The sequence below is a fragment of the Streptomyces sp. NPDC058620 genome, from assembly GCF_042717135.1.
Lineage (GTDB): Bacteria > Actinomycetota > Actinomycetes > Streptomycetales > Streptomycetaceae > Streptomyces.
The window spans coordinates 87,000-109,701 of sequence record NZ_JBHXQO010000009.1; the positions used below are offsets into that span (position 1 = coordinate 87,000).

The 22,702-nt window shown below is 71.6% G+C and carries 15 protein-coding genes and 1 tRNA gene; 7 read left to right on the forward strand and 9 right to left on the reverse strand.

The window, feature by feature from the left end; all coding sequences use genetic code 11:
• Positions 1-172: 172 nt before the first annotated feature.
• The 3 genes from ACFWSK_RS12235 to ACFWSK_RS12245 all read right to left on the reverse strand — a co-directional run bounded on the left by ACFWSK_RS12235 (position 173) and on the right by ACFWSK_RS12245 (position 2,943).
• Positions 173-1,156: a ribose-phosphate diphosphokinase gene (locus ACFWSK_RS12235; protein WP_383783832.1), complete on the reverse strand. Its 984-nt coding sequence runs from the start codon at positions 1,154-1,156 to the stop codon at positions 173-175.
• 119 nt (positions 1,157-1,275) lie between these two features.
• Entirely contained in the window at positions 1,276-2,709 is a 1,434-nt protein-coding gene (glmU, locus tag ACFWSK_RS12240; RefSeq protein ID WP_383783834.1) for a bifunctional UDP-N-acetylglucosamine diphosphorylase/glucosamine-1-phosphate N-acetyltransferase GlmU, read from the reverse strand.
• Between the two features lie 159 nt (positions 2,710-2,868).
• Positions 2,869-2,943, reverse strand: a tRNA-Gln gene (locus tag ACFWSK_RS12245).
• Between the two features lie 145 nt (positions 2,944-3,088).
• Here ACFWSK_RS12245 and ACFWSK_RS12250 point away from each other — a divergent pair.
• Positions 3,089-4,405 carry a sensor histidine kinase gene (locus ACFWSK_RS12250; RefSeq protein WP_383783836.1) on the forward strand — a complete coding sequence of 439 codons (1,317 nt, stop codon included), beginning with the start codon at positions 3,089-3,091 and terminating at the stop codon, positions 4,403-4,405.
• Positions 4,406-4,438: 33 nt separating this feature from the next.
• Here ACFWSK_RS12250 and ACFWSK_RS12255 read toward each other — a convergent pair whose 3' ends face one another.
• Both ACFWSK_RS12255 and ACFWSK_RS12260 read right to left on the reverse strand, forming a co-directional pair.
• Positions 4,439-4,957, reverse strand: coding sequence for an SUKH-3 domain-containing protein (locus ACFWSK_RS12255; protein WP_383783838.1), 519 nt, complete (start codon positions 4,955-4,957; stop codon positions 4,439-4,441).
• Positions 4,958-4,967: 10 nt separating this feature from the next.
• The gene (locus ACFWSK_RS12260) at positions 4,968-5,492 is read right to left on the reverse strand and encodes a YwqJ-related putative deaminase (RefSeq protein ID WP_383783840.1); all 525 of its coding nucleotides are present in this window, start codon (positions 5,490-5,492) and stop codon (positions 4,968-4,970) included.
• A 260-nt stretch (positions 5,493-5,752) separates the two neighbouring features.
• Here ACFWSK_RS12260 and ACFWSK_RS12265 point away from each other — a divergent pair, with 260 nt between their 5' ends.
• The 3 genes from ACFWSK_RS12265 to ACFWSK_RS12275 all read left to right on the forward strand — a co-directional run bounded on the left by ACFWSK_RS12265 (position 5,753) and on the right by ACFWSK_RS12275 (position 10,283).
• A complete protein-coding gene (locus tag ACFWSK_RS12265) occupies positions 5,753-6,730 on the forward strand; it encodes an SMI1/KNR4 family protein (RefSeq protein ID WP_383783842.1) in 978 nt (325 codons plus the stop codon).
• Positions 6,731-6,735: 5 nt separating this feature from the next.
• Positions 6,736-9,192 (forward strand): SUKH-4 family immunity protein, encoded by a 2,457-nt coding sequence (locus ACFWSK_RS12270; RefSeq protein ID WP_383784035.1) that lies wholly within the window; start codon positions 6,736-6,738, stop codon positions 9,190-9,192.
• A gap of 191 nt (positions 9,193-9,383) precedes the next feature.
• Positions 9,384-10,283 (forward strand): cellulose-binding protein, encoded by a 900-nt coding sequence (locus ACFWSK_RS12275; RefSeq protein WP_383783844.1) that lies wholly within the window; start codon positions 9,384-9,386, stop codon positions 10,281-10,283.
• 58 nt (positions 10,284-10,341) lie between these two features.
• Here ACFWSK_RS12275 and ACFWSK_RS12280 read toward each other — a convergent pair whose 3' ends face one another.
• The 3 genes from ACFWSK_RS12280 to ACFWSK_RS12290 all read right to left on the reverse strand — a co-directional run bounded on the left by ACFWSK_RS12280 (position 10,342) and on the right by ACFWSK_RS12290 (position 14,150).
• Positions 10,342-12,012 carry a cation acetate symporter gene (locus tag ACFWSK_RS12280; protein WP_383783846.1) on the reverse strand — a complete coding sequence of 557 codons (1,671 nt, stop codon included), beginning with the start codon at positions 12,010-12,012 and terminating at the stop codon, positions 10,342-10,344.
• A complete protein-coding gene (locus ACFWSK_RS12285; protein ID WP_383783847.1) occupies positions 12,009-12,521 on the reverse strand; it encodes a DUF485 domain-containing protein in 513 nt (170 codons plus the stop codon). Before ACFWSK_RS12285 ends, ACFWSK_RS12280 begins: the two co-directional genes overlap by 4 nt.
• A 147-nt stretch (positions 12,522-12,668) precedes the next feature.
• Positions 12,669-14,150 carry an MFS transporter gene (locus ACFWSK_RS12290; protein WP_383784037.1) on the reverse strand — a complete coding sequence of 494 codons (1,482 nt, stop codon included), beginning with the start codon at positions 14,148-14,150 and terminating at the stop codon, positions 12,669-12,671.
• Positions 14,151-14,874: 724 nt separating this feature from the next.
• Between ACFWSK_RS12290 and ACFWSK_RS12295 the strand changes: the two genes are divergently transcribed.
• The 3 genes from ACFWSK_RS12295 to mfd all read left to right on the forward strand — a co-directional run bounded on the left by ACFWSK_RS12295 (position 14,875) and on the right by mfd (position 22,101).
• Complete coding sequence (locus tag ACFWSK_RS12295; protein WP_383784039.1) at positions 14,875-15,645, forward strand: ABC transporter ATP-binding protein; 771 nt, start codon at positions 14,875-14,877, stop codon at positions 15,643-15,645.
• Positions 15,642-18,224, forward strand: coding sequence for an ABC transporter permease (locus tag ACFWSK_RS12300; RefSeq protein ID WP_383783849.1), 2,583 nt, complete (start codon positions 15,642-15,644; stop codon positions 18,222-18,224). Before ACFWSK_RS12295 ends, ACFWSK_RS12300 begins: the two co-directional genes overlap by 4 nt.
• A 346-nt stretch (positions 18,225-18,570) precedes the next feature.
• Positions 18,571-22,101 carry a transcription-repair coupling factor gene (gene mfd / locus ACFWSK_RS12305; RefSeq protein WP_383783851.1) on the forward strand — a complete coding sequence of 1,177 codons (3,531 nt, stop codon included), beginning with the start codon at positions 18,571-18,573 and terminating at the stop codon, positions 22,099-22,101.
• Here the strand turns inward: mfd and ACFWSK_RS12310 are convergent.
• On the reverse strand, positions 22,079-22,654 hold the full coding sequence (locus ACFWSK_RS12310; protein WP_383783853.1) for a TetR/AcrR family transcriptional regulator: 576 nt from the start codon (positions 22,652-22,654) through the stop codon (positions 22,079-22,081). The two genes, mfd and ACFWSK_RS12310, sit on opposite strands and share 23 nt — an antisense overlap.
• Positions 22,655-22,702 lie beyond the last annotated feature (48 nt).

Here is a 22,702-nt window from a genome sequence, read left to right on the forward strand (position 1 = left end):
GTCGGACGTCACCCGGCCCGTACGACAGGCCGCCTGCTACGAAGAGCGCGTCGATAACGGATCGCCGTACTTATGAGTACGGCCTCCCTCGCCGAGCAACTCGCTGAGTCTACCCGGCGGGGAGGCCGCACCCAAAGTGGATCTTCGGTACCTCTCCGGTACCGCGGTTCCGCTAGTGGTTTTCCTGCTCCTCGAAGAGGCTCGTCACCGAACCGTCCTCGAACACCTCACGGACCGCGCGCGCGATCGTCGGGGCGATCGACAGCACGGTGATCTTGTCGAGCTCCAGCTCGCCCGGGGTCGGCAGGGTGTCCGTGAAGACGAACTCGCTGACCTTGGAGTTCTTCAGACGGTCCGCGGCGGGACCGGACAGCACACCGTGCGTCGCGGTCACTATGACGTCCTCGGCCCCGTGCGCGAACAGGGCGTCGGCGGCGGCGCAGATGGTGCCACCCGTGTCGATCATGTCGTCGACCAGGACACAGACCCGGCCCTTCACGTTGCCGACGACCTCGTGGACGCTGACCTGGTTCGGCACGTCCTTGTCGCGGCGCTTGTGGACGATCGCCAGCGGGGCGTCCAGACGGTCGCACCAGCGGTCGGCGACGCGCACGCGGCCGGCGTCCGGGGAGACGATCGTCAGCTTCGAGCGGTCGACCTTCGCACCGACGTAGTCGGCGAGGATCGGCAGCGCGAAGAGGTGGTCCACCGGGCCGTCGAAGAAGCCCTGGATCTGGTCGGTGTGCAGATCCACGGTCAGGATGCGGTGGGCACCCGCCGTCTTCATCAGGTCGGCGACCAGGCGGGCCGAGATCGGCTCGCGGCCGCGGTGCTTCTTGTCCTGGCGGGCGTAGCCGTAGAACGGCACGATCACCGTGATCGAACGGGCCGAGGCGCGCTTCAGCGCGTCCAGCATGATCAGCTGCTCCATGATCCACTTGTTGATCGGAGCCGTGTGGCTCTGGATCAGGAAGCAGTCGGCGCCGCGGGCGGATTCCTGGAAGCGCACGTAGATCTCACCGTTGGCGAAATCGAAAGCCTTCGTCGGCACGAGACCGACACCCAGTTGGTGTGCGACCTCCTCGGCCAGCTCGGGGTGGGCGCGGCCGGAGAAGAACATCAGTTTCTTCTCGCCGGTCGTCTTGATCCCGGTCACAGCACAGTCTCCTCAGACGTGTATCTGGCGCTGCACGCAGAGGTCCCGATGTGCAACGAGCCAGCCGAAATGGGTGAGCATCTATCACGGTACGCCGTGTCCGGCGCACCTGTTTCCGGTCAGCTTTCGAGGTCGGTGTCCTCGGCTGCGGCCTGAGCGGCCTGCGCGGCAGCGCTTCCCGGACGCTTCCGGGCCACCCAGCCCTCGATATTCCGCTGCTGGCCCCGGGCGACGGCCAGGGAACCGGCCGGCACGTCCTTGGTGATGACCGAGCCGGCCGCGGTGTAGACGCCGTCCCCGACCGTGACAGGCGCCACAAACATATTGTCGGAGCCGGTACGGCAGTGGGAGCCGATGGTCGTGTGGTGCTTGGCCACGCCGTCGTAGTTCACGAAGACGCTGGCTGCACCGATGTTGGTGTGGTCGCCGATGGTCGCGTCGCCGACGTAGCTGAGGTGCGGAACCTTCGTGCCCTCGCCGATCGTGGCGTTCTTCATCTCCACGTACGTACCGGCCTTGGCCTTCGCGCCGAGCCTCGTGCCGGGCCGCAGGTAGGCGAACGGGCCGACCGTCGCACCGGGGCCCACCTCCGCCCCGTCCGCGACCGTGTTGTCCACGCGGGCGCCCGCGTGGACGACCGTGTCCTTCAGCCGGGAGTTCGGGCCGACCTCGGCGTCCTCGCCCAGGTGCGTCGTGCCGAACAGCTGGGTGCCGGGGTGCACGATCGCGTCCGGCTCGTACGTGACGGTGGCGTCGATCAGCGTGGAGGCCGGGTCCACGACCGTCACGCCGGCCATCATGGCGCGCTCCAGGAGGCGTTCGTTGAGCAGCCGCCGGGCCTCGGCCAGCTGGACCCGGTTGTTGATGCCGAGGATCTCGCGGTGGTCGGCGGCGACCGAGGCGCCCACGCGGTGTCCGGCCTCGCGCAGGATCGACAGCACGTCGGTGAGGTACTCCTCGCCCTGGCTGTTGTCCGTGCGGACCTTGCCGAGCGCGTCGGCGAGCAGTCGCCCATCGAAGGCGAAGACCCCGGAGTTGATCTCCCGGATCTCCCGCTGGGCGGCGGTGGCGTCCTTGTGCTCGACGATCCCGGTCACGGCGCCGCTGGCGGCGTCGCGGACGATGCGGCCGTACCCGGTGGAGTCCGGGACCTCGGCGGTCAGCACGGTGACGGCGTTGGCGTCGGCGCCGTGCGTGGCGGCGAGCGCGGCGAGGGTCTCGCCGGAGAGCAGCGGGGTGTCGCCGCAGACGACGATCACGGTGCCCTCGACGGTCCCGCCGAGCTCTTCGAGGCCCATCCGGACGGCGTGTCCGGTGCCGTTCTGCTCGGCCTGGAACGCGGTACGCACGGGGGCGTCGCCCGAGGAGAGATGGGCGGTGACCCGCTCCGCGGCGTGGCCGACGACCACGACGAGGTGCTCGGGGTCGAGCTCACGGGAGGCGGCGACGACATGTCCGACGAGCGAGCGCCCGGAGATCTCGTGCAGGACCTTGGGGGTCTTCGACTTCATGCGGGTGCCCTCACCCGCTGCGAGGACGACTACGGCTGCCAATGGGTTATCCCCTGTCCGAGCGGAGCCGAGAACTTGGGGAAGGATGGCGCTCACGGATGTGCCCTTCGGCTTCGGGTGGTGGACATCCGCAGGATACCGGGGGTGTGTGTACCGGAAACGAGTGCGGGCCCCGACCGTGGTGGTCGGGGCCCGAGGGTATGGCTCCCCCACCAGGACTCGAACCCGGACAAATAGCACCAAAAGCTACTGTGCTGCCAATTACACCATGGGGGAATAACTCGGACGAACTGGACATTACGTCAGTCGCCCGGATTGGCACCCAACACTATGCCGTACCAAGTGCCCTCTACGCGACGGTGCCGTCCCGCCTGTCCGAGTCACCCGAAAATGAGGTGCGCCCGCCCGTAGGCTGGACGGCATGACCGCAACGGGGGCAGACCGGGAAGCGGCGGGACCGACCACCCGCGGCTACTGGTGGTGGGGGCGGCGGCGCAGTGTCGCCCTGGATGTGGGACTGGCGTCGCTTTCGGCGCTGGAGTGCGCGCTGGAAGGGGTGGTGTTCGCCGGGGAGACCGGACTGCCGGTGCCGTTCGGCGTGCTGTTCGGGCTGGCGGCGGGGTCGGTGCTGCTGGTGCGCAGACGGTGGCCGATCGCCGTGGTCCTGGTGTCGATCGCGACGACGCCGGCCGAGATGGGCTTCCTGATGGCCATCGTCGGTCTGTACACGCTGGCCGCGTCCGACGTGCCGCGCAGGATCACCGTCGTACTGACGGGGATGTCGCTGGTCGGCACCTTCATCGTCACGTACGTACGGCTGCGCCAGAGCGTCGCCGAGGGAGCCGATTTCGGCCCGGGTGACTGGTACGTGCCGCTGGTGTCCCTCTTCATGTCCCTGGGGCTGACCACACCGCCCCTGCTGTTCGGCCTCTATATAGGGGCGCGAAGACGGCTCATGGAGAGCCTGCGGGAACGCGCGGACTCACTGGAGCGGGAGCTGTCCTTGCTCGCCGACCGGGCCGAGGAGCGCGCCGAGTGGGCGCGCACGGAGGAGCGGACCCGGATCGCCCGCGAGATGCACGACGTGGTCGCGCACCGGGTGAGCCTGATGGTCGTGCATGCGGCGGCGCTTCAGGCCGTCGCCCCGAAGGACCCGGCGAAGGCCGTGCGGAACGCGGCGCTGGTGGGCGACATGGGCCGTCAGGCGCTGACGGAACTGCGCGAGATGCTGGGTGTGCTGCGCAGCGGGGACACGTGGTCCGCCCCGCCCGCGGGCCGGGTCCCCCTCGCCGCGGTCGGCCGGGCCGCTGCCGCGGCCGCCGCGGCGGCCGTGGAGGACGGACCCCGGCTGGACGAGGTGGAGTCGCTCGTCGCGCAGTCCCGCGAGGCGGGGATGACGGTGGAACTGTCGGTGCAGGGCGAGCTGCGCCCGTATACGCCCGAGGTCGAACAGACCGCGTACCGGGTGGTGCAGGAGGCCCTGACGAACGTGCACAAGCACGCGGCCGGTGCGAAGACCTGGGTGAGGCTCGCGCATCGCGGCGCGGAGGTCGCCATGCAGGTGGAGAACGGTCCTTCGGACGGCGGCGCGGCCGACGCCGGGCTGCCCAGCGGCGGGAACGGCCTGGTGGGGATGCGGGAACGGGTGCTCGGGCTGGGAGGCGTCTTCGTGTCCGGGCCGACGGACGCGGGCGGCTTCCGCGTGTCGGCGGTCCTGCCGGCCGAACCCGGGGCGTAGGCGCCCCGGTTCGCCGGACGGGCTCGGCGCGGGTCAGCCCGCGGTCAGGCGCTCCGGCTGGGCGCCCGTGACCAGGGTGGCCAGCGCCTGGTCGATGTCCGCGCCGAGGTACCAGTCGCCGGTGTGGTCGATGCTGTAGACCCGGCCCTCGATGTCGATGGCGAGCACCGCCTGGCCTTCGCCCTCCTCGCCGAGCGGGCTGATCTCGGTCTCCAGCGCCCGTCCCAGGTCGCCCAGCGTGCGGGCCAGGTGCAGGCCGCACAGTGGGTCGATGCGTACGGCGGCGGGCGCGATCTGCCGGCCGGGTGCGGACGCGGTGATGTGCAGGGCGCCGAACTCGGCCCACGCCTCGACGGCCGCCGGGAACACGGCGTGCCGGTGGCCGGCCGGTGAGGCGTGGGAGCGCAGTGCGTCGGCCCACTCCTCGGCCTGCCGGATGTCCCAGCGCCCCGGCTGCCAGCCCGCCTGGCGCAGGGCGGCGTCGACGGCGACGGGGAAGCGGGTGGTGGCGTGCCGGTCGGCTTGGGCGGAGTGCCCGGTTCGGTCCTGCATCGGGGTGCCGTCAGCCCTTCTCGGCGGTCGTGGCCGCCCCGGTCGTGGTGAGGTCGACGGGACGTACGCCGAAGTGCGCGAGCATCGCCGTGCAGGAGCGGCAGGGCGCGGCGTAGGTGCCGTGGAGCGGGTCGCCGTCCTCGCGGATGCGCCGGGCGGTGATGCGGGAGTGCTTCAGCGCGCGCCGGGCCTCTCCGTTGGTCAGCGGTTTGCGCTGGGCCCGCTTGGACCGGCCGGCGTCGGCGGCGGTGAGCTGCCGCGACAGCAGTATCGCTTCGGGGCAGCGGCCGGTGAAGCGTTCGCGCTGTCCGCTGGTGAGGGTGTCGAGGAAGTCCTGGACGAGCGGGTGGAGAACCGGCGGCCGGTCGCCCTTGCCGGCGGTGCAGGTCAGCGTCTCGCCGCGGACGGACAGAGCCGCCGCCACGGCGGGCAGGATGCCGTCGCGGCGGTGGTGCAGCCGAGGTGTGCGGCTGGCCTCGGTGCTGCTCCAGCTGAGCCTCGGGTCCCCGGATGTGACTGTCGGTGCTGTGTTCATGGTGCTTGCATCCCTCCCGTGCCGGCAGCGGTACTGCAGGTGTGCACGCCCCCGAGTTGCGGTGACAGCCTGCCAAATGTGCCGGGGCGTCGGGAAGCTGGGTCGGTGAAACGTGTCTGCGTGTCGCGCGAAGTGGCACGACCGTCGCTCATCCGTCACCCGCCTGTGACGGTTGGTTACCGAAGCGGAGGGGCGAGACCCCCTGTTGCCCCACCGCATAGGCTGTGGGGAATCACCGGACGCAGCAGGGGGCAACCGCCATGACGACAGGTCGGCTCGGGCAGCAAGCCGCGCCACCGAATGCGGCCTACGCCGGGCAGGTCGTGCATTTTCCGGACCCGGTCCGGGCGTCCCGCCACCCCAGAGGTGTGCGCATGGACGGCAACGGCTATCCGGAACTCACACCGTATGCGCGTGCCGCCGCCGAGATCGCCGATCCGCCCCCGGGCTTCGGTATCGACGAGCTGCGGCTCACCGACTACGTGTCGGCGAACGCCGCGCTGGCGGCGAGCGGTCATGAGCTGTGGGACACGATCCCGCCGGTGGCGACTCCGCACGGCTGGACCTGGCACCACGCGCCGGGCGGGCGGCGGATGGAGCTCGTGCCGGTCGAGGTGAAGGCGCTGCTGCGTCATCACGGCGGCATGGCGACGGCTCCGGTCGACCACAACAGGCGCGGTACGCGGCCCTTGCAGGAGACGCGGCCTCCTCATTTCCGGCTGCCCAAGGGTTCGGTGGCGGTGAGCGAGCAGCAGGTACTGGGTGTCGAGGAGGACCTCGGTTACCGGCTGCCGGGTGCGTACCGTTCGTTCCTGAAGGCCGCGGGCGGTTCCGCCCCGGTGGGTGCGGCGCTCGACGCTGAGCTCGGTCTCCTGGTCGACCAGCCCTTCTTCACGGTGCGCGACGAGGCTGCCGTGAACGACCTGCAGTACGTCAACAAGTGCCTGCGCGACCACTTCACCAAGGACTACCTGGGCGTCGGCTTCGTCCAGGGCGGCATCCTCGCGGTGAAGGTGCGGGGCCAGGACATCGGCTCGGTCTGGTTCTGCGCGTACGACGACGCCCGTGACCAGGACGGCTGGAGCGTGCAGGACCGTGTCGACCGGCTGATGCTGCCCTGCGGCGCGGACTTCGACGCCTTCCTCCAGCGCCTGGCGGGCAATCCGCCGGAGCTGGAGACCGTGGCGAACCTGATGGTGGACGGCGGCTTCGCGCGTGCCGTCCCGGTGGAGGGGTGAGCGCGATGGTGACCTTCGCGCAGGCGCAGGAGCGTGCGGACGAGTGGGTCAACGGCGATGTGCCCGCGTACCAGCACCGAGAGGTGCGGGTGCGCGAGTTCGAGCTGGGCTTCGTGGTGTGGGCCGAGGACCGCGCCGAGGGCCCGGTCTCGGACGGCGGGCGCCAGCGGCTCGTGATCGCCCGTGACAGCGGTGAGGCCACGCTGTGGCCCGGGCTTCCGGTGGGCGAGGTGATCCGGCGGTACGAGGAGGAGTATGGCGCGTCCGACGGGGCGCAGTCTGCTCCGGTGCCCCCGCAGCGGATCGATCTGAACCAGACGTCGTTCCTGCTGAGTCCGCCCGAGTGGCTTCAGGAGGCCGCCGACAAGCTGGGGATTCCGGACCGGCGGGCGGAGCAGGATGCCGGCGGTGGTCCGCCTTCGGGCGCCACGCCCTCCCCTCTCCCCGTCCCGTCCGCTCCTCCGGCTCCCCCTGTTCCGGCTGTTTCTCCTTCCTCCCCTGCTTCTCCGGGGAACGCGTCCCCTTCCGCGAACTCGGCGACGCCGTGGCCCGCGGCGGGCGGTCAGGGCGACTACGAGCCGACGGCCCCCGACGGTGTGCCTGCGTCCTCACCCGGTGCGCCCTCCGGGGCCACGCCGTGGGCGGGTACCGATACCAACGCGGATCCCGACGTGGGCGCGGTCGATCTGCCGGCCACGGTGTTCGCGCCGCCGCTTTCGGGCACCGACGACGAGGAGGCCCCGCCGCCTGTCGTACCGGCCGAGGCGCCCACCGCGCTGATGTCCGGCGGCAGTCAGCTGCCCCGGACCGCCGTCGCTCCGGCCCTCGGCGCACCCGGTGCCGGTGCGCCCGGCCGGGCCGCACCCGCGCGTCCCGGTGCCGGTGACATCGCGGACGCGGCCACCAGCAAGGCCGCCGTCCCTCCGCGCGGGGCGCGCGGGACGGGCTCGACGACCCCGCCGCCGCCCGGTGCCCCCGGCACCCCGGGTATGCGTCCGGGAGCCACGCCACCGCCTTCGGGGCCCGGTACGCCCGGTGCTCCCGCGGGTGGTTACGTACCGACCCAGCTCGTCTCGCAGCTCGGCCCGCCCGGCGCGCCGCAGCCTCCGGGCCCTCCCGGGCCTCCTGGTGCGCCCGGTGCTCCTCAGCCTCCTGGTCCTCCCGGGCCTCCTGGTGCGCCCGGTGCTCCTCAGCCTCCTGGTCCTCCCGGTGCGCCTGGTGCTCCTGGTGGGCCTGGTTCGACGCCGCCGCCCGGTGGCGGGATGCATCACGCGGCGACGATGTTCGCCGACGCGAGCCTCGGCGGTCCCCGGCCCCCGGCCCCGCCCGGTCCGCCCGGCGTACCGGGTGCGCACAACGCGCCCCAGCCTCCGGGCCCGCCCGGGCCGCCGGGGATGCCGCAGGGCGGGGTTCCCGGTGCCGTACCGCCGAATCCGCACACCCCGCCGCCGCCTGCGGCGTACGGCTACCCGCAGCAGCCGCTCGGCGTTCCGACCGTCGGTCCCGGCTACCAGGCCGTGCTGCGCTTCCGCGCGCCCGACGGCAGCGAGCAGCAGCTGATCCGCCGCTCGGCGCCGGGCACCCCGCACCCCGAGTGGCAGATGCTGCACGAGCTGCGGGCCATGAACGTGCCGCCGCAGCAGGTCATCGAGCTGCACACCGAGCTGGAGTCGTGCGAGCTGCCCGGCGGCTACTGCGCGCGGATGATCCGTGAGACCTGGCCGCAGGTGCGGATCACCAGCGTCGCTCCCTACGGGGCCGATCACGCGAGCCGTCAGCAGGGCATGCAGCATCTGCTGACGCATCAGGGCGAGCTGCACCAGGTCGCCGACGGCCCGGCGCGGCCGGCGCCGGTGCGGGCGCCCTTGCCGCAGATGCAGCCCGCCGTGCCGGTGCCTCCGGAGGCGCTCGCGGAGGAGCTGGTGCAGGTCTTCGGGCCGCAGGGCGTGCTCCGCTTCGACCAGCGGTCGGTGTCCCGTCAGGGTGTGCCCGAGGTCGTGGGGCGGACGCTGGTGTGGGCCGGTCTGCCCGCTGATTTCGGGCCGTTCTTCTGGGCGCAGCCCGGTCAGCCCGTTGTGCCGACGCTGGCCGAACTGGCCGCGCAGCGACAGGTGCGGGCGGCGCCCGACGCGGGCTCGTACCTCGTGATGGGTTCCGACTTCGGCCGGGCGATCTGTGTCCAGTACGGCACGGCGAACATCGTGGCCGTGCCGGTCGAGGCGGGTCCGGGTGGACAGTCGGTGGCGCCGCAGTTCGTGAACACCGGGCTGCCGGAGTTCGTGCGCTCGATGGCGTTGCTCGGCCGGATGTGGCGGCTGCGCTTCGGGCTCAATCCGGAGCAGGCGGGCCGCTGGACCGTCGACTTCCAGGCACAGTTGGCGGCCCTCGATCCGGCGGCGCTCGCGTCGTCGGAGAGCTGGTGGTCGGTGCTGCTGGAACAGATGTGGGACGGACTGCTCTGACCTGTCCCGTTGTGGGAACGCTCGGAGGGAGGCGCCCGGTACCCGGAAGGGGCCGGGCGCCTCCGCGTTCGCGTCCTGTGATGCCCATCGCTTCCGTCCTGAATACGGCTGATCGATTCCGACTTCTGCACCAATTGCCGCATCCTTGACGTATTGCTGGCGGTCGGAGTGACGGAGAGAGGGCTTCAAGGATGAGTGCTGCACCGGTGTCCGCGCATGGCTTCGTCGGCGTGCGGGGGCGTGGCTACCGTCCGGAGCAGGTGGACCGGGCCGTGGCCGCCCTGTCCGCGGAGCGCGACGCCGCCTGGGAGCGGCTTTCCCGGCTGACGGATCTCGCCGGGGAACTGGCGGCCGAGTCGGCCCGGCTGGCCGAGGCCGTCGCCTCGCTGGCTCCGCAGACGTATGCCTCGCTCGGTGAGCGGGCCCAGCAGATCCTGTCGCTCGCGCAGAGCGAGGCGGAGGCCGCGCGGGCCGCCGCCCAGGAGGACGGGCAGGCGTTGCGGGACGCGGCGGACGAGGCGGGGCGGGCCGCGCGCGAAGCGGCCCGTGAGCACTCCGAGACGGTACGGGCGGCCGCCGAGGCGCATGCGCTCGCGGTGCTGACCGCGGCGCGGCGGTCCGCCGACGAGACCGTCGCCGCGGCGCGCAAGGAAGCCGCGGAGGTGCGTGGGGCCGCGGACGACGCGATGGCGGAGACCCGGCGGCGTACGGCGAGTGTGCTGGCCCATCAGGAGCAGGAGCACGGCGAGCGCTCGAAGGCCGCGGCGGCGGGACTGGCGGCGGACGAGGCGGCGGCGGTCGCGCGCGAGACGGAGCTGACGGAGCGGGCGGAGGCCGTCCTCGCGGAGGCCAGGCGCGCGCTCGCGGAGACCGAGGAGGCCGCCAGGCACGGTCAGGAGGACGCGGAGGCGCGGGCGGCCGAGCTGATCTCGGAGGCCCGGGTGCGCGAGGAGCGGGTGGTGCGGGAGACGGAGCGGATCCTCCGGGAGCACGAGGAGGGCCGCGAGGAGGTGCAGGCGCACATGACGCACGTACGCAACTCCCTCGCGGCGCTCACGGGCCGTGTGGTGTCCGGGCCGGACAGCCCTTAGGGCTCTTCCGTTCGGATCAGGCCGGGCCCCGCGAGCCCGGCCTGATCCGAACGAGAGGTCACGGCCTCTCGAAGGGCGACCGGGGCCGCCCGGTCGCCGGGGTGTTCCCGGGTGCCTGACGGGCCGGGAGTGCCGGGGGCGCTCCCGCCAGGATCCACGGTTCCACGGCTTCGTACTGCCTGCGTTCCTCCGCCGCCGTGCGCCGGCCGAGCAGCGTCCCCAGCCAGCCCGCCAGGAAGCCGAACGGGATGGAGACGAGCCCGGTCGTGGTGAACGGGAACCAGTTGACGTCACGGTGGGGGAAGACCGACCCGGGGGACCCGGACACCAGGTTGGTGCCCGTCATCACCACCAGCACGCACAGGGTGCCGCCGATGAGGGTGCAGAGCAGTCCGGTACGGGTGAAGCGCCGCCAGAACAGGCTGTAGACCAGCGCCGGGGCCAGGGCCGACGCGCCGATGCAGAACGAGAGCGTCACCATCGCCTGGACGTTCCAGTGCCGGGCGAGCACGGCGAGGACGATGGCGGCGAGGCCCACTCCGACGGCGGCGAGCTGCGCCGCACCCATCTCGGTGCGGCCCGGCACCGGCTTCCCGCCCCGGCCGCCCAGACCGTGGGCGAACAGGTCGTGGGCAAGGGAGTTCGCGCAGGCCAGGATCATTCCGGCGACCGAGGCGAGCAGCGTCAGGAAGATCGCTGTGGTCATGGTCGTGACGACCAGTGCCCCGATTGCGCCGCCGCCAGCGACGACCCCACTGACTTGAAGGATCGCGCTGTTGCCCTGTGCTCCCGCGGCGGTGATGCGCGTGTGGCCGACCAGCGCGGCGGCGCCGAATCCGATGACGGTGAGCAGCAGGCAGAGGCCGACGACGGCGCAGACCGCCCAGGACAGTGACCGGCGGACGGCCCGGGCGCTGCGGACGCTCGACATGCGCATGGTGATGTGGGGCAGGCACGCGGCACCGAGCACGACGGTGAGTTCGGAGCTGATCATGTCGAGGTCGTTGCCGCCGAACTGCAGCCCGGAGTGCAGATACGCGGCGCCCGCACCGCTGCCCTGCTGGGCGGCACGGAGCAGGGCGCCGACGTCCCAGTCGAAGCGGTTCATGATCAGTACGGAGACGAGCAGACCGGCGCCGAGCAGCACCACGGTCTTGATCATCTGGATGAGGGCGGTCCCCTTCATCCCGCCGATCGCCGCGTAACCGATCATCACGGCACCGAGCACGATGATGGAGCCGGTGCGGAAGCCGGAGCTGTCGAAGCCGAGGATGAAGGCGAGCAGACTGCCGCTGCCCGCGAGCTGCACGACCATCAGGGGCACCAGGGCCGCGAGGGTGACCGCGCACGCGGCGATGCGTACGGCCCGGCCGGGGGAGCGGCGGGTGAGGACGTCGCCCATGGTGAACCGGCCCGCGTTGCGCAGGGGTTCGGCCAGCAGGAACATCAGAAGGACCAGCGAGAGCACCGTGCTCAGGGCGAGTACGAGCCCGTCCTGGCCGGTGAGGGCGATGACGCCGGTGGTGCCGAGGACGGTGGCCGCGGAGAGGTAGTCACCGGCGATGGCGAGACCGTTGCGTACCGGCGAGAGCGAGCGGTAGCCGGTGTAGAACGTGTCGAGGTCGTCCCGGTCGGGGCCGGTCAACACGCAGAGCAGCAGGGTCACGGTGGCCACGGCGATGAACGCCGTGAGCGACATCGTCTGCGCGGACTCGTCGAAGACGTTCATCGGCCCGCTCCTGTTCCGCGGCGACGCTCGGTGGCCGCCCGGTCGTCCGTGCCGCGGGCCCGGTCGCGGAGTCCGGCGCAGAGCGGGTCGACGGTGCGCCAGGCCGTCCACTCGTACACGGCGATGGCGGCCAGCGTCACCGGGAGCTGGCAGAGGCCGAGGAGGAGCCCGGTGGTGAGCCCGCCGTCGCCGACGGGGCGGGTCATCAGGGCCGGGGCGAATCCGGAGAGCAGCAGGAAGAGGGTGAAGTAGCCGAGTGCGGTGAGCGTGGAGGCGCGGCGCAGGAGGCGGTACGCGCCCCGCAGCCGGCGCAGATCGCTGTGGTGGCCGGGGGCGGGGACGGGTGCGGCGGGCGGGTTGGGCCACCGGGGCGGCGGAGGCGGTGAGGAACTCTGCCAGGGCAGGAGGTACTCGCCGCCGGGGGAGGGCGGCGGCGGGGGACGGCGGTGCGGCCGGAAGGGCGCGTACGGGGGGTGCGGCGGACGCTGCGGCGGGTGCTCGTGAGGCATCAAGGTGCTGCTCCTTGCATGGCTCGGGTCCGGGGACGGACCGCAAGGCAGGAGCGCGGGTGCGCTGTTGGAAGCGCGTACGTTACTCGCGGGTATGCCGGGTGGGCAGGCTTGCGACCGAACTACCTGCGGTAACCCTGGAGTTGTTTACTTCTTAAGGGCCGGGGAAGCGTTTTCCGCGCCCTCGTCGAGGACCGGGAAGCGGCGCGGGGCCACGAATACGAGGACGAGCAGGGCGAGCGCGGCGGCCCCCGCGGCGCCGAGGTAGACGTAGTCGACGGCGGCGTCGACGGCCCGTCGCAGGTAGTCCGTCGCCGCGGCGGACAGCGATCCCGGATCGCCCAGGGCGTGTGAGATCGCGTCCAGGTCGCCGGGCAGTCCGGAGACCGGGGCATCGGCCAGCCGGGAGGCGAGCACCCCGTTGGCGACGGCGCCGAAGAGCGCGGCGCCCAGGCTCTGGCCGACCTGGCGGCAGAACAGTACGGAGGCCGTCGTCGTACCGCGCTCGGACCAGCCGACCGTGGACTGGACGCCGACGATCAGCGGGAGTTGGAACAGTCCGAGCGCCGCACCCAGCAGCAGCATGATCAGGGCCGGCTGCCAGGCCGAGCCGGGATACGGCAGCAGGGGGAAGGCGAGCAGGACCAGCAGGGTGGCGCTCATGCCGATGATGGCCGTGAGGCGGAAGCCGATGCGGTTGTAGACCCGGTTGGAGAAGGCCGCCGAGACCGGCCAGCTCAGCGTCATGACGGAGAGCACGAAACCGGCGGCGATCGGGCCGAGGCCCAGGACGGATTGGGCGTACGTCGGCAGGAAGACCGTGGGGGCCACCATCAGGAGCCCCATCGCGCCGAGAGCCAGGTTGACGGAGGCGATGGTGCGCCGCTTCCAGACCCAGCCGGGGATGATCGGGTCGGCGGCGCGCCGCTCGATGAGGACGGTCAGCGCCGCGAGGGCGGCGCTCGCGCCCAGCAGCCCGAGCGAGGGTGCGGAGAGCCACGGCCAGGCCACGCCGCCCTGGACGAGCGCGGTCAGCAGGAGGGCGCCGGTCGCGAAGACGGCGAGGGCGCCCGCCCAGTCGATCCGCAGTCGGGCGCCGGTGCGGGGGCGGGCCGGTTCGTGGAAGTGGCGCACGATCAGCCAGAGCGCGACGGCGCCGACCGGCAGGTTGATCAGGAAGATCCAGCGCCAGTCCGCGTACGTCGCGAGCAGCCCGCCGACCGCCGGCCCCGCGACCGCCGACGTGGCCCACACCGTCGACAGCCTGGCCTGGATCCTGGGGCGTTCCTTGAGCGGGTAGAGGTCGGCCGCGACGGTCTGGACGGTGCCCTGGAGCGCGCCGCCGCCGAAGCCCTGGACGACGCGGAAGGCGATCAGGGCCGCCATGTTCCAGGCGAGGGCGCAGAGCACCGAGCCGACCAGGAACAGGATGACGCCGGCGACCAGGACCGGCTTGCGGCCGAAGGTGTCGGAGAGCTTCCCGTAGACGGGGAGGGTGACGGTCACGGCCAGCAGATAGCCGGAGAACAGCCAGGAGAACACGGCGAATCCACCGAGATCGCCGACGATCTGGGGCACGGCGGTCGAGACGATCGTGCCGTCGATGGCGGCGAGCGCCATGCCGAGCATGAGCGCGGCGACGACGGGCCGTCGGCCGCGGGGCGTGGTGGAGGCGGGCCCGTCGGCGGTCGCCGCTGCCGGGTCCTGGGTGGCTGTGGCCGCGTCCCCGGGCCCGCGCCGCGTGCGGCGGTCGCCGGTGACCGAGCCGCCCGTGCCGCCGGAGCCGGCACCCGTGCCGCCTGTGCCGCCGGAGCCGGCACCCGTGCCGCCTGTACCGCCGGAGGCGGCACCCGTATCGGCACCCGTATCGGCACCCGTATCGCCCGTACTGCCGGAGCCGCACGTATCCCCCGTACGGCCCGGTCCTTCCGGGGCGCCCGTGCCCATGTCTCCGTCCCCCGTGCCGGTCACAGGTTTTCCTTTCCCTATGCATGTATTTCCCGTGACACTGTCTCACCCGCCCGCCACCCAGCGGGAGAGGACGGCCGCGCTCGTTCGCGCAGCCCCTACCCGGGTCTCATTCCCCGGGCGGAAACCCCTAGGGGTAGCTCCGCACTTCTGGCCAGGGGTCGTTCCTCCCGCCGGAGGACGTGGCGGCGGGGGCCCGTTCCTTAACGTGGTCCTACACCGCAAGGGCGGCTGACCGCAGGGGGCGGGGTGGGGAAAACCCCACCCGAAGACTGCGCTGGGCACCAGCGCGCAGGACCCCCTTCTCCCGCAAGACTCAGAACGTACTCAGAGACGTCCAGGGATTCACCGACATAGGAGAAATACCGTGACAACGGCTGTGACCATGACCAGGCACGGGGGCACTGGAGGGCGTACGGCCGTTGCTGCACGAGCGCGGCAGGTCGTCAAGGCATACGGGGCCGGGGAGACCCGGGTCGTCGCGCTCGACCAGGTCGATGTCGACATCGCTCGCGGGCAGTTCACGGCGATCATGGGGCCGTCCGGCTCGGGCAAGTCGACCCTGATGCACTGCCTCGCGGGTCTCGACACCGTGACCTCGGGCGAGATCTACCTCGACGAAACCGAGATCACGAAGCTCAAGGACAAGAAGCTCACGCAGCTCCGCCGGGACCGGATCGGCTTCATCTTCCAGGCGTTCAACCTGCTCCCGACGCTCAACGCGCTGGAGAACATCACACTGCCGATGGACATCGCGGGCCGCAAGCCCGACGCCGCCTGGCTGCGCCAGGTCGTGGAGACCGTCGGCCTCTCCGACCGGCTGAAGCACCGGCCGACCGAGCTCTCCGGCGGCCAGCAGCAGCGCGTCGCGGTGGCCCGCGCCCTCGCCTCGCAGCCGGAGATCATCTTCGGTGACGAGCCCACCGGAAACCTGGACTCGCGGGCCGGCGCCGAGGTGCTGTCCTTCCTGCGCAGGTCCGTCGACGACCTTGGCCAGACCATCGTCATGGTCACCCACGACCCGGTCGCGGCCTCCTACGCGGACCGGGTGCTGTATCTCGCGGACGGTTCCATCGTCGACGAGATGCTGAACCCGACCGCCGACCAGGTCCTCGACCGCATGAAGCACTTCGACGCACGGGGGCGTACGTCGTGACTGTCCTCAAGACCTCGATGCGCAACTTCCTCGCGCACAAGGGACGCATGGCGCTCTCCGCCGTCGCCGTCCTCCTGTCGGTGGCGTTCGTGTGCGGCACGCTCGTCTTCACCGACACCATGAACACCACGTTCGACAAGCTCTTCGCGGCGACCGCCGCCGATGTCACCGTCAGCCCCAAGTCGGCGGCCGACGTCGACGACAACCCTGATTCGGGCAAGCCCGAAGCGCTGCCCGCCTCCGTCGTCGCACAGGTGGAGAAGGCCGACGGCGTGAAGTCCGCCGAGGGCGCCGTCTCCAGCATGGCCGTCACCGTCGTCGACAGCCACAACAAGAACATGGGCTCCGAGACCGGCGCCCCGACGATCGCCGGCAACTGGACGCGCAACGACCTGCGTTCCATGGAGATCACCTCCGGTCACGCCCCGCGCGGCCCCACCGAGGTGATGGTCGACGCCGACACCGCGGAGAAGCACCACCTCGAACTCGGTGACGAACTGCGCACCATCGCCGTCACCGGTGACATCAGGGCGAAGATCAGCGGAATCGCTTCCTTCACCGTGACCAACCCGGGCGCGGCCGTCGTCTACCTCGACACCGCCACCGCGCAGCAGAAGCTGCTCGGCGGACCCGGCCTCTTCACCCACATCGCCGTCACCGCCGAACCGGGGGTGAGCGACACGGAGCTGAAGTCCGGCGTCGCCACCGCGCTCGGTGGTTCGGCCCCGTACAAGCTCCAGACCCAGGACGAGGCCGCGGCGGCCAGCAAGGACTCCATGGGTTCCTTCCTCGACGTGATGAAGTACGCGATGCTCGGCTTCGCCGGGATCGCCTTCCTCGTCGGCATCTTCCTGATCGTCAACACCTTCTCGATGCTGGTCGCCCAGCGCACCCGCGAGATCGGTCTGATGCGGGCCATCGGCTCCAGCCGCAAGCAGGTCAACCGGTCGGTGCTCGTCGAAGCGGTGCTCCTCGGGGTCGTCGGCTCGATCCTCGGGGTCGGCGCCGGAATCGGGCTCGCCGTCGGTCTGATGAAGCTCATGGGCGCCATGGGTATGGAGCTGTCCACCAGGGACCTCACCATCGCCTGGACGACCCCGGCCATCGGGCTCGTGCTCGGCGTCTTCGTCACCGTCCTCGCCGCCTACGTGCCCGCCCGCCGGGCCGGCAAGGTCTCGCCGATGGCGGCCCTGCGCGATGCCGGAACTCCGGCGGACGCCAAGTCCGGCTGGATCCGGGCCGGTATCGGTCTGGTCCTCACCGCCGGTGGTGGAGCGGCCCTGTGGGCGACCACGCAGGCCGGGAAGGCGAGTGAGGGTTCGCTGTTCCTGGCGCTCGGTGTGGTCCTGACCCTCATCGGCTTCATCGTGATCGGCCCGCTGCTCGCAGGGGTCGTGGTGCGGGCGCTCAGCGTGGTCGTGCTGCGGATGTTCGGCCCGGTCGGGCGGCTCGCGGAGCGCAACGCGCTGCGCAACCCGCGCCGCACCGGAGCGACCGGCGCCGCCCTGATGATCGGCCTGGCCCTGGTGGCCTGCCTCTCGGTGGTCGGTTCGTCCATGGTCGCCTCGGCCACCGACGAGCTCGACAAGTCGGTCGGCGCGGACTTCATCGTCCAGTCGTCCACCGGTCAGCTGATCGTCCCCCAGGCCGTGAAGGCCATGGAGGGCGCGCCCGGTATCGAGCACATCACCAACTACAAGGTCGTCAGCGCGAAGCTGACCGCCCCCGACGGTACGACGGAGGACGAGGGAGTCGTCGCCGCCGACCCGACGTACAAGGACGACCTGCGGCGCAAGACCGTCGCCGGCGATCTGGCCGAGGCGTACGGCGAGGACGCCATGTCGGTCGGCGACGCCTATGCCACCCGGCACAAGATCAAGGTCGGGGACGAGATGACGGTCGCGTTCAAGGGCGGTGAGACGGCGAAGCTGAAGGTCGCCGCGATCACCTCGGACGAGACCAACGTCGACAAGGGGGCGATGTACACCCACACCCGGACCGCCGAGAAGTACGTCCCCGCCGACAAGATGCCGAAGAACATGATCATGTTCGCCAAGGCGCAGGACGGCAAGGAGAAGGAGGCGTACGCCGCCCTCAAGTCCTCGCTCGCGGAGTACCCGCAGTACAAGGTGCAGAACCAGGCGGACTTCAAGCAGGACCTGAAGGACCAGATCGGCCAGCTGCTCAACATCGTGTACGGCCTGCTGGCCCTGGCGATCATCGTCGCGGTGCTCGGTGTGGTGAACACGCTCGCCCTGTCGGTGGTCGAGCGGACCCGCGAGATCGGCCTGATGCGGGCCATCGGCCTCTCGCGCCGTCAGCTGCGCCGGATGATCCGGCTGGAGTCCGTGGTCATCGCCCTCTTCGGCGCCCTGCTCGGCCTCGGCCTGGGCATGGGCTGGGGCACCTCGGCCCAGCAGCTGCTGGCCCTGGAGGGGCTCGGGGTCCTGGAGATCCCGTGGCCGACGATCCTCTCGGTCTTCGTCGCCTCGGCCTTCGTCGGACTGTTCGCCGCACTGGTTCCCGCTTTCCGGGCAGGCCGGATGAACGTCCTCAACGCGATCGCCACCGACGGGTGACGGTGGCCGTCATAGGATGACGGAGCCGGCCCCGGGACGTTCCTCCAAACGTCCCGGGGCCGGCTCCGTCGTCCGTCCGGTACGTGGAGGTACGTGGGGGTATGCGGCCGGGGGTCGCCGGGACCGCCCCGGGTGCCGCCCGGCCCGGCATCCGGCTGACCGGTGACCGCTTCCGGACCCGGTGTGACACGGTTGCGGGAGCGGCTGTCGTAGGGGAGTCGTAGTCTGGAACCCCGGCCCGTCCCACGTGTCGGGCCCTTCGCGTTGCCCCCTGCCCGGGACGGCGCGACGCCCCTGGCAGCAGCCGGCTGTCAGTACACCCCCGTACCCCGGACGGAAGCCCTTCATGAGCCTGCACGGTCTGCTGGATGTCGTCGTACGTGACCCGGCGCTCTCCGAAGCGGTGAAGGCCGCAGCCGACGGCCACCGGATGCACGTCGACCTGGTGGGTCCGTCGGCGGCCCGGCCCTTCGCCGTGGCCGCGCTGGCCCGCGAGACCGGCCGGACCGTGCTGGCCGTCACCGCGACCGGCCGGGAGGCGGAGGACCTCGCGGCGGCGCTGCGCACGCTGCTGCCGCCTGACACCATCGCCGAGTACCCGTCCTGGGAGACCCTGCCCCACGAGCGGCTCTCGCCGCGCTCGGACACCGTGGGCCGCCGCCTCGCCGTGCTGCGGAGGCTGGCACACCCGAGGCAGGACGACCCGGAGACCGGTCCGGTCAGCGTGATCGTCGCGCCGGTGCGCTCGGTGCTCCAGCCGCAGGTCAAGGGGCTCGGTGACCTGGAGCCTGTGGCGCTGAGCAGCGGCCGGACCGCCGATCTGGGCGAGGTCGTCGAGGCGCTCGCGGCCGCCGCGTACTCCCGGGTCGAACTGGTCGAGAAGCGCGGCGAGTTCGCCGTACGCGGTGGAATCCTGGACGTCTTCCCGCCGACCGAGGAGCACCCCCTGCGGGTGGAGTTCTGGGGCGACGACGTCGAGGAGATCCGCTACTTCAAGATCGCCGACCAGCGCTCGCTGGAGGTCGCCTCGCACGGCCTGTGGGCGCCGCCCTGCCGCGAGCTGCTGCTCACGGACGAGGTCCGCACCCGGGCCGCCGCACTCGCCGAGGCGCACCCGGAGCTGGGTGAGCTGCTGGGCAAGATCGCCGAGGGGATCGCCGTCGAGGGCATGGAATCCCTCGCCCCCGTGCTCGTGGACGACATGGAGCTCCTGATCGACGTCCTGCCCGCGGGCTCGATGGCGGTGGTCTGCGACCCGGAGCGGGTGCGGACGCGGGCGACCGACCTGGTCGCCACCAGCCAGGAGTTCCTCCAGGCGTCGTGGGCGGCCACGGCGGGCGGCGGCGAGGCCCCGATCGATGTCGGCGCGGCCTCCCTGCGGGGTATCGCGGACGTCCGCGACCGGGCCCGCGAGCTGAACATGATGTGGTGGTCGGTCTCCCCGTTCGCCGCCGACGACGAGCTGGACGAGGACACCCTCAAGCTGCGGATGCGCGCCCCCGAGTCCTACCGGGGCGACACCGCCCGCGCGCTCGCCGACACCAAGGGCTGGCTCGCGGACGGCTGGCGCACGGTGTACGTCACCGAGGGCCAGGGCCCGGCCGCCCGTACCGTCGAGGTCCTGGGCGGCGAGGGCATCGCCGCCCGCCTCGACCAGGAGCTGGCGGAGATCTCGCCGTCCGTCGTCCACGTGTCGTGCGGCGCCATCGACCAGGGCTTCGTCGATCCGGCGCTCAAGCTCGCGGTGCTGACCGAGACCGACCTGACCGGCCAGCGCACGGCCACCAAGGACCTCGGCCGGATGCCGGCCCGGCGCCGCAAGACCATCGACCCGCTGACGCTGGAGACGGGCGACTACATCGTCCACGAGCAGCACGGTGTGGGCCGCTACATCGAGATGGTGCAGCGCACGGTGCAGAACGCCACCCGCGAGTACCTCCTCGTCGAGTACGCCCCCGCCAAGCGCGGCCAGCCCGGCGACCGGCTGTACATCCCCACCGACCAGCTGGAGCAGGTCACCAAGTACGTGGGCGGCGAGGCCCCGACCCTGCACCGGCTCGGCGGCGCCGACTGGACCAAGACCAAGCAGCGGGCCAAGAAGGCGGTCAAGGAGATCGCCGCCGACCTGATCAAGCTGTACTCGGCCCGGATGGCGGCCCCCGGCCACGCCTTCGCCCCGGACACCCCGTGGCAGCGCGAACTGGAGGACGCCTTCCCGTACGCGGAGACGCCCGACCAGCTGTCCACGATCGCCGAGGTCAAGGAGGACATGGAGAAGACGGTCCCCATGGACCGGCTGGTCTGCGGCGACGTCGGCTACGGCAAGACGGAGATCGCCGTGCGCGCGGCGTTCAAGGCGGTCCAGGACGGCAAGCAGGTCGCCGTCCTCGTACCGACCACGCTTCTCGTCCAGCAGCACTTCGGTACGTTCACCGAGCGGTACGCCCAGTTCCCCGTCAACGTACGGGCGTTGAGCCGCTTCCAGTCCGACACCGAGTCGAAGGCCACGCTGGAGGGCCTGAAGGACGGCTCGGTCGACCTGGTCATCGGCACGCACCGGCTGTTCTCCGCGGAGACGAGGTTCAAGGACCTCGGCCTGGTCATCGTGGACGAGGAGCAGCGCTTCGGCGTCGAGCACAAGGAGCAGCTGAAGAAGCTCCGTGCCAACGTCGACGTCCTGACCATGTCCGCGACGCCCATCCCCCGTACGCTCGAAATGGCCGTCACCGGCATCCGCGAGATGTCGACGATCACGACGCCGCCGGAGGAGCGCCACCCCGTGCTCACCTTCGTCGGGCCGTACGACGAGAAGCAGATCGGCGCCGCCGTCCGCCGTGAACTGCTGCGCGAGGGCCAGGTCTTCTACATCCACAACCGGGTCGAGTCCATCGACCGCGCCGCGGCCCGGCTCCGCGAGATCGTGCCGGAGGCCCGTATCGCCACGGCGCACGGGCAGATGGGGGAGAGCGCCCTGGAGCAGGTCGTCGTGGACTTCTGGGAGAAGAAGTTCGACGTCCTCGTCTCGACGACGATCGTCGAGTCCGGCATCGACATCTCCAACGCCAACACCCTGATCGTGGAGCGCGGCGACAACTTCGGCCTCTCCCAGCTCCACCAGCTGCGCGGACGCGTCGGCCGTGGCCGGGACCGTGGCTACTCCTACTTCCTGTACCCGCCGGAGAAGCCGCTCACCGAGACGGCCCACGAACGCCTGGCGACCATCGCCCAGCACACGGAGATGGGCGCGGGCATGTACGTGGCGATGAAGGACCTGGAGATCCGCGGCGCCGGAAATCTGCTCGGCGGCGAGCAGTCCGGTCACATCGCCGGCGTCGGCTTCGACCTCTACATCCGGATGGTCGGCGAGGCGGTGGCCGACTACCGGGCCGCGGTCGACGGCGGCGTCGAGGAGGAGCCCCCGCTGGAGGTCAAGATCGAGCTCCCGGTCGACGCCCACGTGCCGCACGACTACGCCCCCGGCGAGCGGCTCCGCCTCCAGGCGTACCGCTCGATCGCCTCCGCCAACACGGAGGACGACATCAGGGCGGTGCGCGAGGAGCTCACCGACCGCTACGGCAAGCTCCCCGAGCCGGTCGAGAACCTGCTCCTGGTCGCCGGTCTGCGCATGCTGGCCCGCGCCTGCGGGGTCGGCGAGATCGTCCTCCAGGGCTCGAACATCCGCTTCGCCCCGGTGGAGCTGCGCGAGTCCCAGGAGCTGCGCCTGAAGCGGCTCCACCCGAAGACGGTCATCAAGCCGACCGCCCACCAGATCCTGGTTCCCCGCCCCACGGCGGGCAGGATCGGCGGCAAGCCGGTGGTGGGCCGCGAACTCCTGGCGTGGACCGGGGAGTTCCTCACGACGATCCTGGGGTCCTGACACCGTCGGCGAAGAGCATTCCCGCGAGTGAGCGGAAGACCTCCTCGGGGTCCCGGGCCTCCAGAGGGCCGGTCAGGTTGCCGCTGAGGAGCAGGGTGGCGAAGCCGTGGGCCAGGGACCAGGCGGCGATGCCCGCGTCGGTCCGGCCCTCGGCGGGGAGTGCGCTGACGCCTGCGCGCAGGGAGTCGCCGGCGCGAGCCTTCGCCGCGAGCAGCTCCGGGTCGTCGGGGCGGTGGAGTTCCGGGCGGAACATCACCTGGAAGTGGGCGGGGTGTTCCCTGGCGAACCGTACGTACCGCACGCCCCGCTCGTTCAGCGTCGGCGCCTCGCTCAGCGCGTCGGCGAAGAGGGTGTAGCCCTCGGCGGCGATAGCTGTGAGCAGGCCGGTCCTGTCCTTGAAGTGATGGGCCGGGGCGGCGTGCGAGACGCCCGCCCGGCGGGCCAGGTCGCGCAGGCTCAGGGCGCCGGGGCCGTCCGTCGCGACGACGTCGAGGGCGGCGGCCAGAACGGCGCGCCGCAGGTCGCCGTGGTGATAGGTGCGCTCGCTGCTCATGGTCAGCACGGTACGCCGAATCTAGTCATTGACAAGTTGGAGGGGGAG

Bases quoted from the DNA above. Each gene is read 5' to 3' on its own strand.
- ACFWSK_RS12250 (WP_383783836.1), top strand. From the start codon at position 3,089: ATGACCGCAACGGGGGCAGACCGGGAAGCGGCGGGACCGACCACCCGC.
- ACFWSK_RS12255 (WP_383783838.1), bottom strand. From the start codon at position 4,957: ATGCAGGACCGAACCGGGCACTCCGCCCAAGCCGACCGGCACGCCACC.
- ACFWSK_RS12260 (WP_383783840.1), bottom strand. From the start codon at position 5,492: ATGAACACAGCACCGACAGTCACATCCGGGGACCCGAGGCTCAGCTGG.
- ACFWSK_RS12265 (WP_383783842.1), top strand. From the start codon at position 5,753: ATGACGACAGGTCGGCTCGGGCAGCAAGCCGCGCCACCGAATGCGGCC.
- ACFWSK_RS12270 (WP_383784035.1), top strand. From the start codon at position 6,736: ATGGTGACCTTCGCGCAGGCGCAGGAGCGTGCGGACGAGTGGGTCAAC.
- ACFWSK_RS12275 (WP_383783844.1), top strand. From the start codon at position 9,384: ATGAGTGCTGCACCGGTGTCCGCGCATGGCTTCGTCGGCGTGCGGGGG.
- ACFWSK_RS12280 (WP_383783846.1), bottom strand. From the start codon at position 12,012: ATGAACGTCTTCGACGAGTCCGCGCAGACGATGTCGCTCACGGCGTTC.
- ACFWSK_RS12285 (WP_383783847.1), bottom strand. From the start codon at position 12,521: ATGCCTCACGAGCACCCGCCGCAGCGTCCGCCGCACCCCCCGTACGCG.
- ACFWSK_RS12290 (WP_383784037.1), bottom strand. From the start codon at position 14,150: ATGCTCGGCATGGCGCTCGCCGCCATCGACGGCACGATCGTCTCGACC.
- ACFWSK_RS12295 (WP_383784039.1), top strand. From the start codon at position 14,875: ATGACCAGGCACGGGGGCACTGGAGGGCGTACGGCCGTTGCTGCACGA.
- mfd (WP_383783851.1), top strand. From the start codon at position 18,571: ATGAGCCTGCACGGTCTGCTGGATGTCGTCGTACGTGACCCGGCGCTC.
- ACFWSK_RS12310 (WP_383783853.1), bottom strand. From the start codon at position 22,654: ATGAGCAGCGAGCGCACCTATCACCACGGCGACCTGCGGCGCGCCGTT.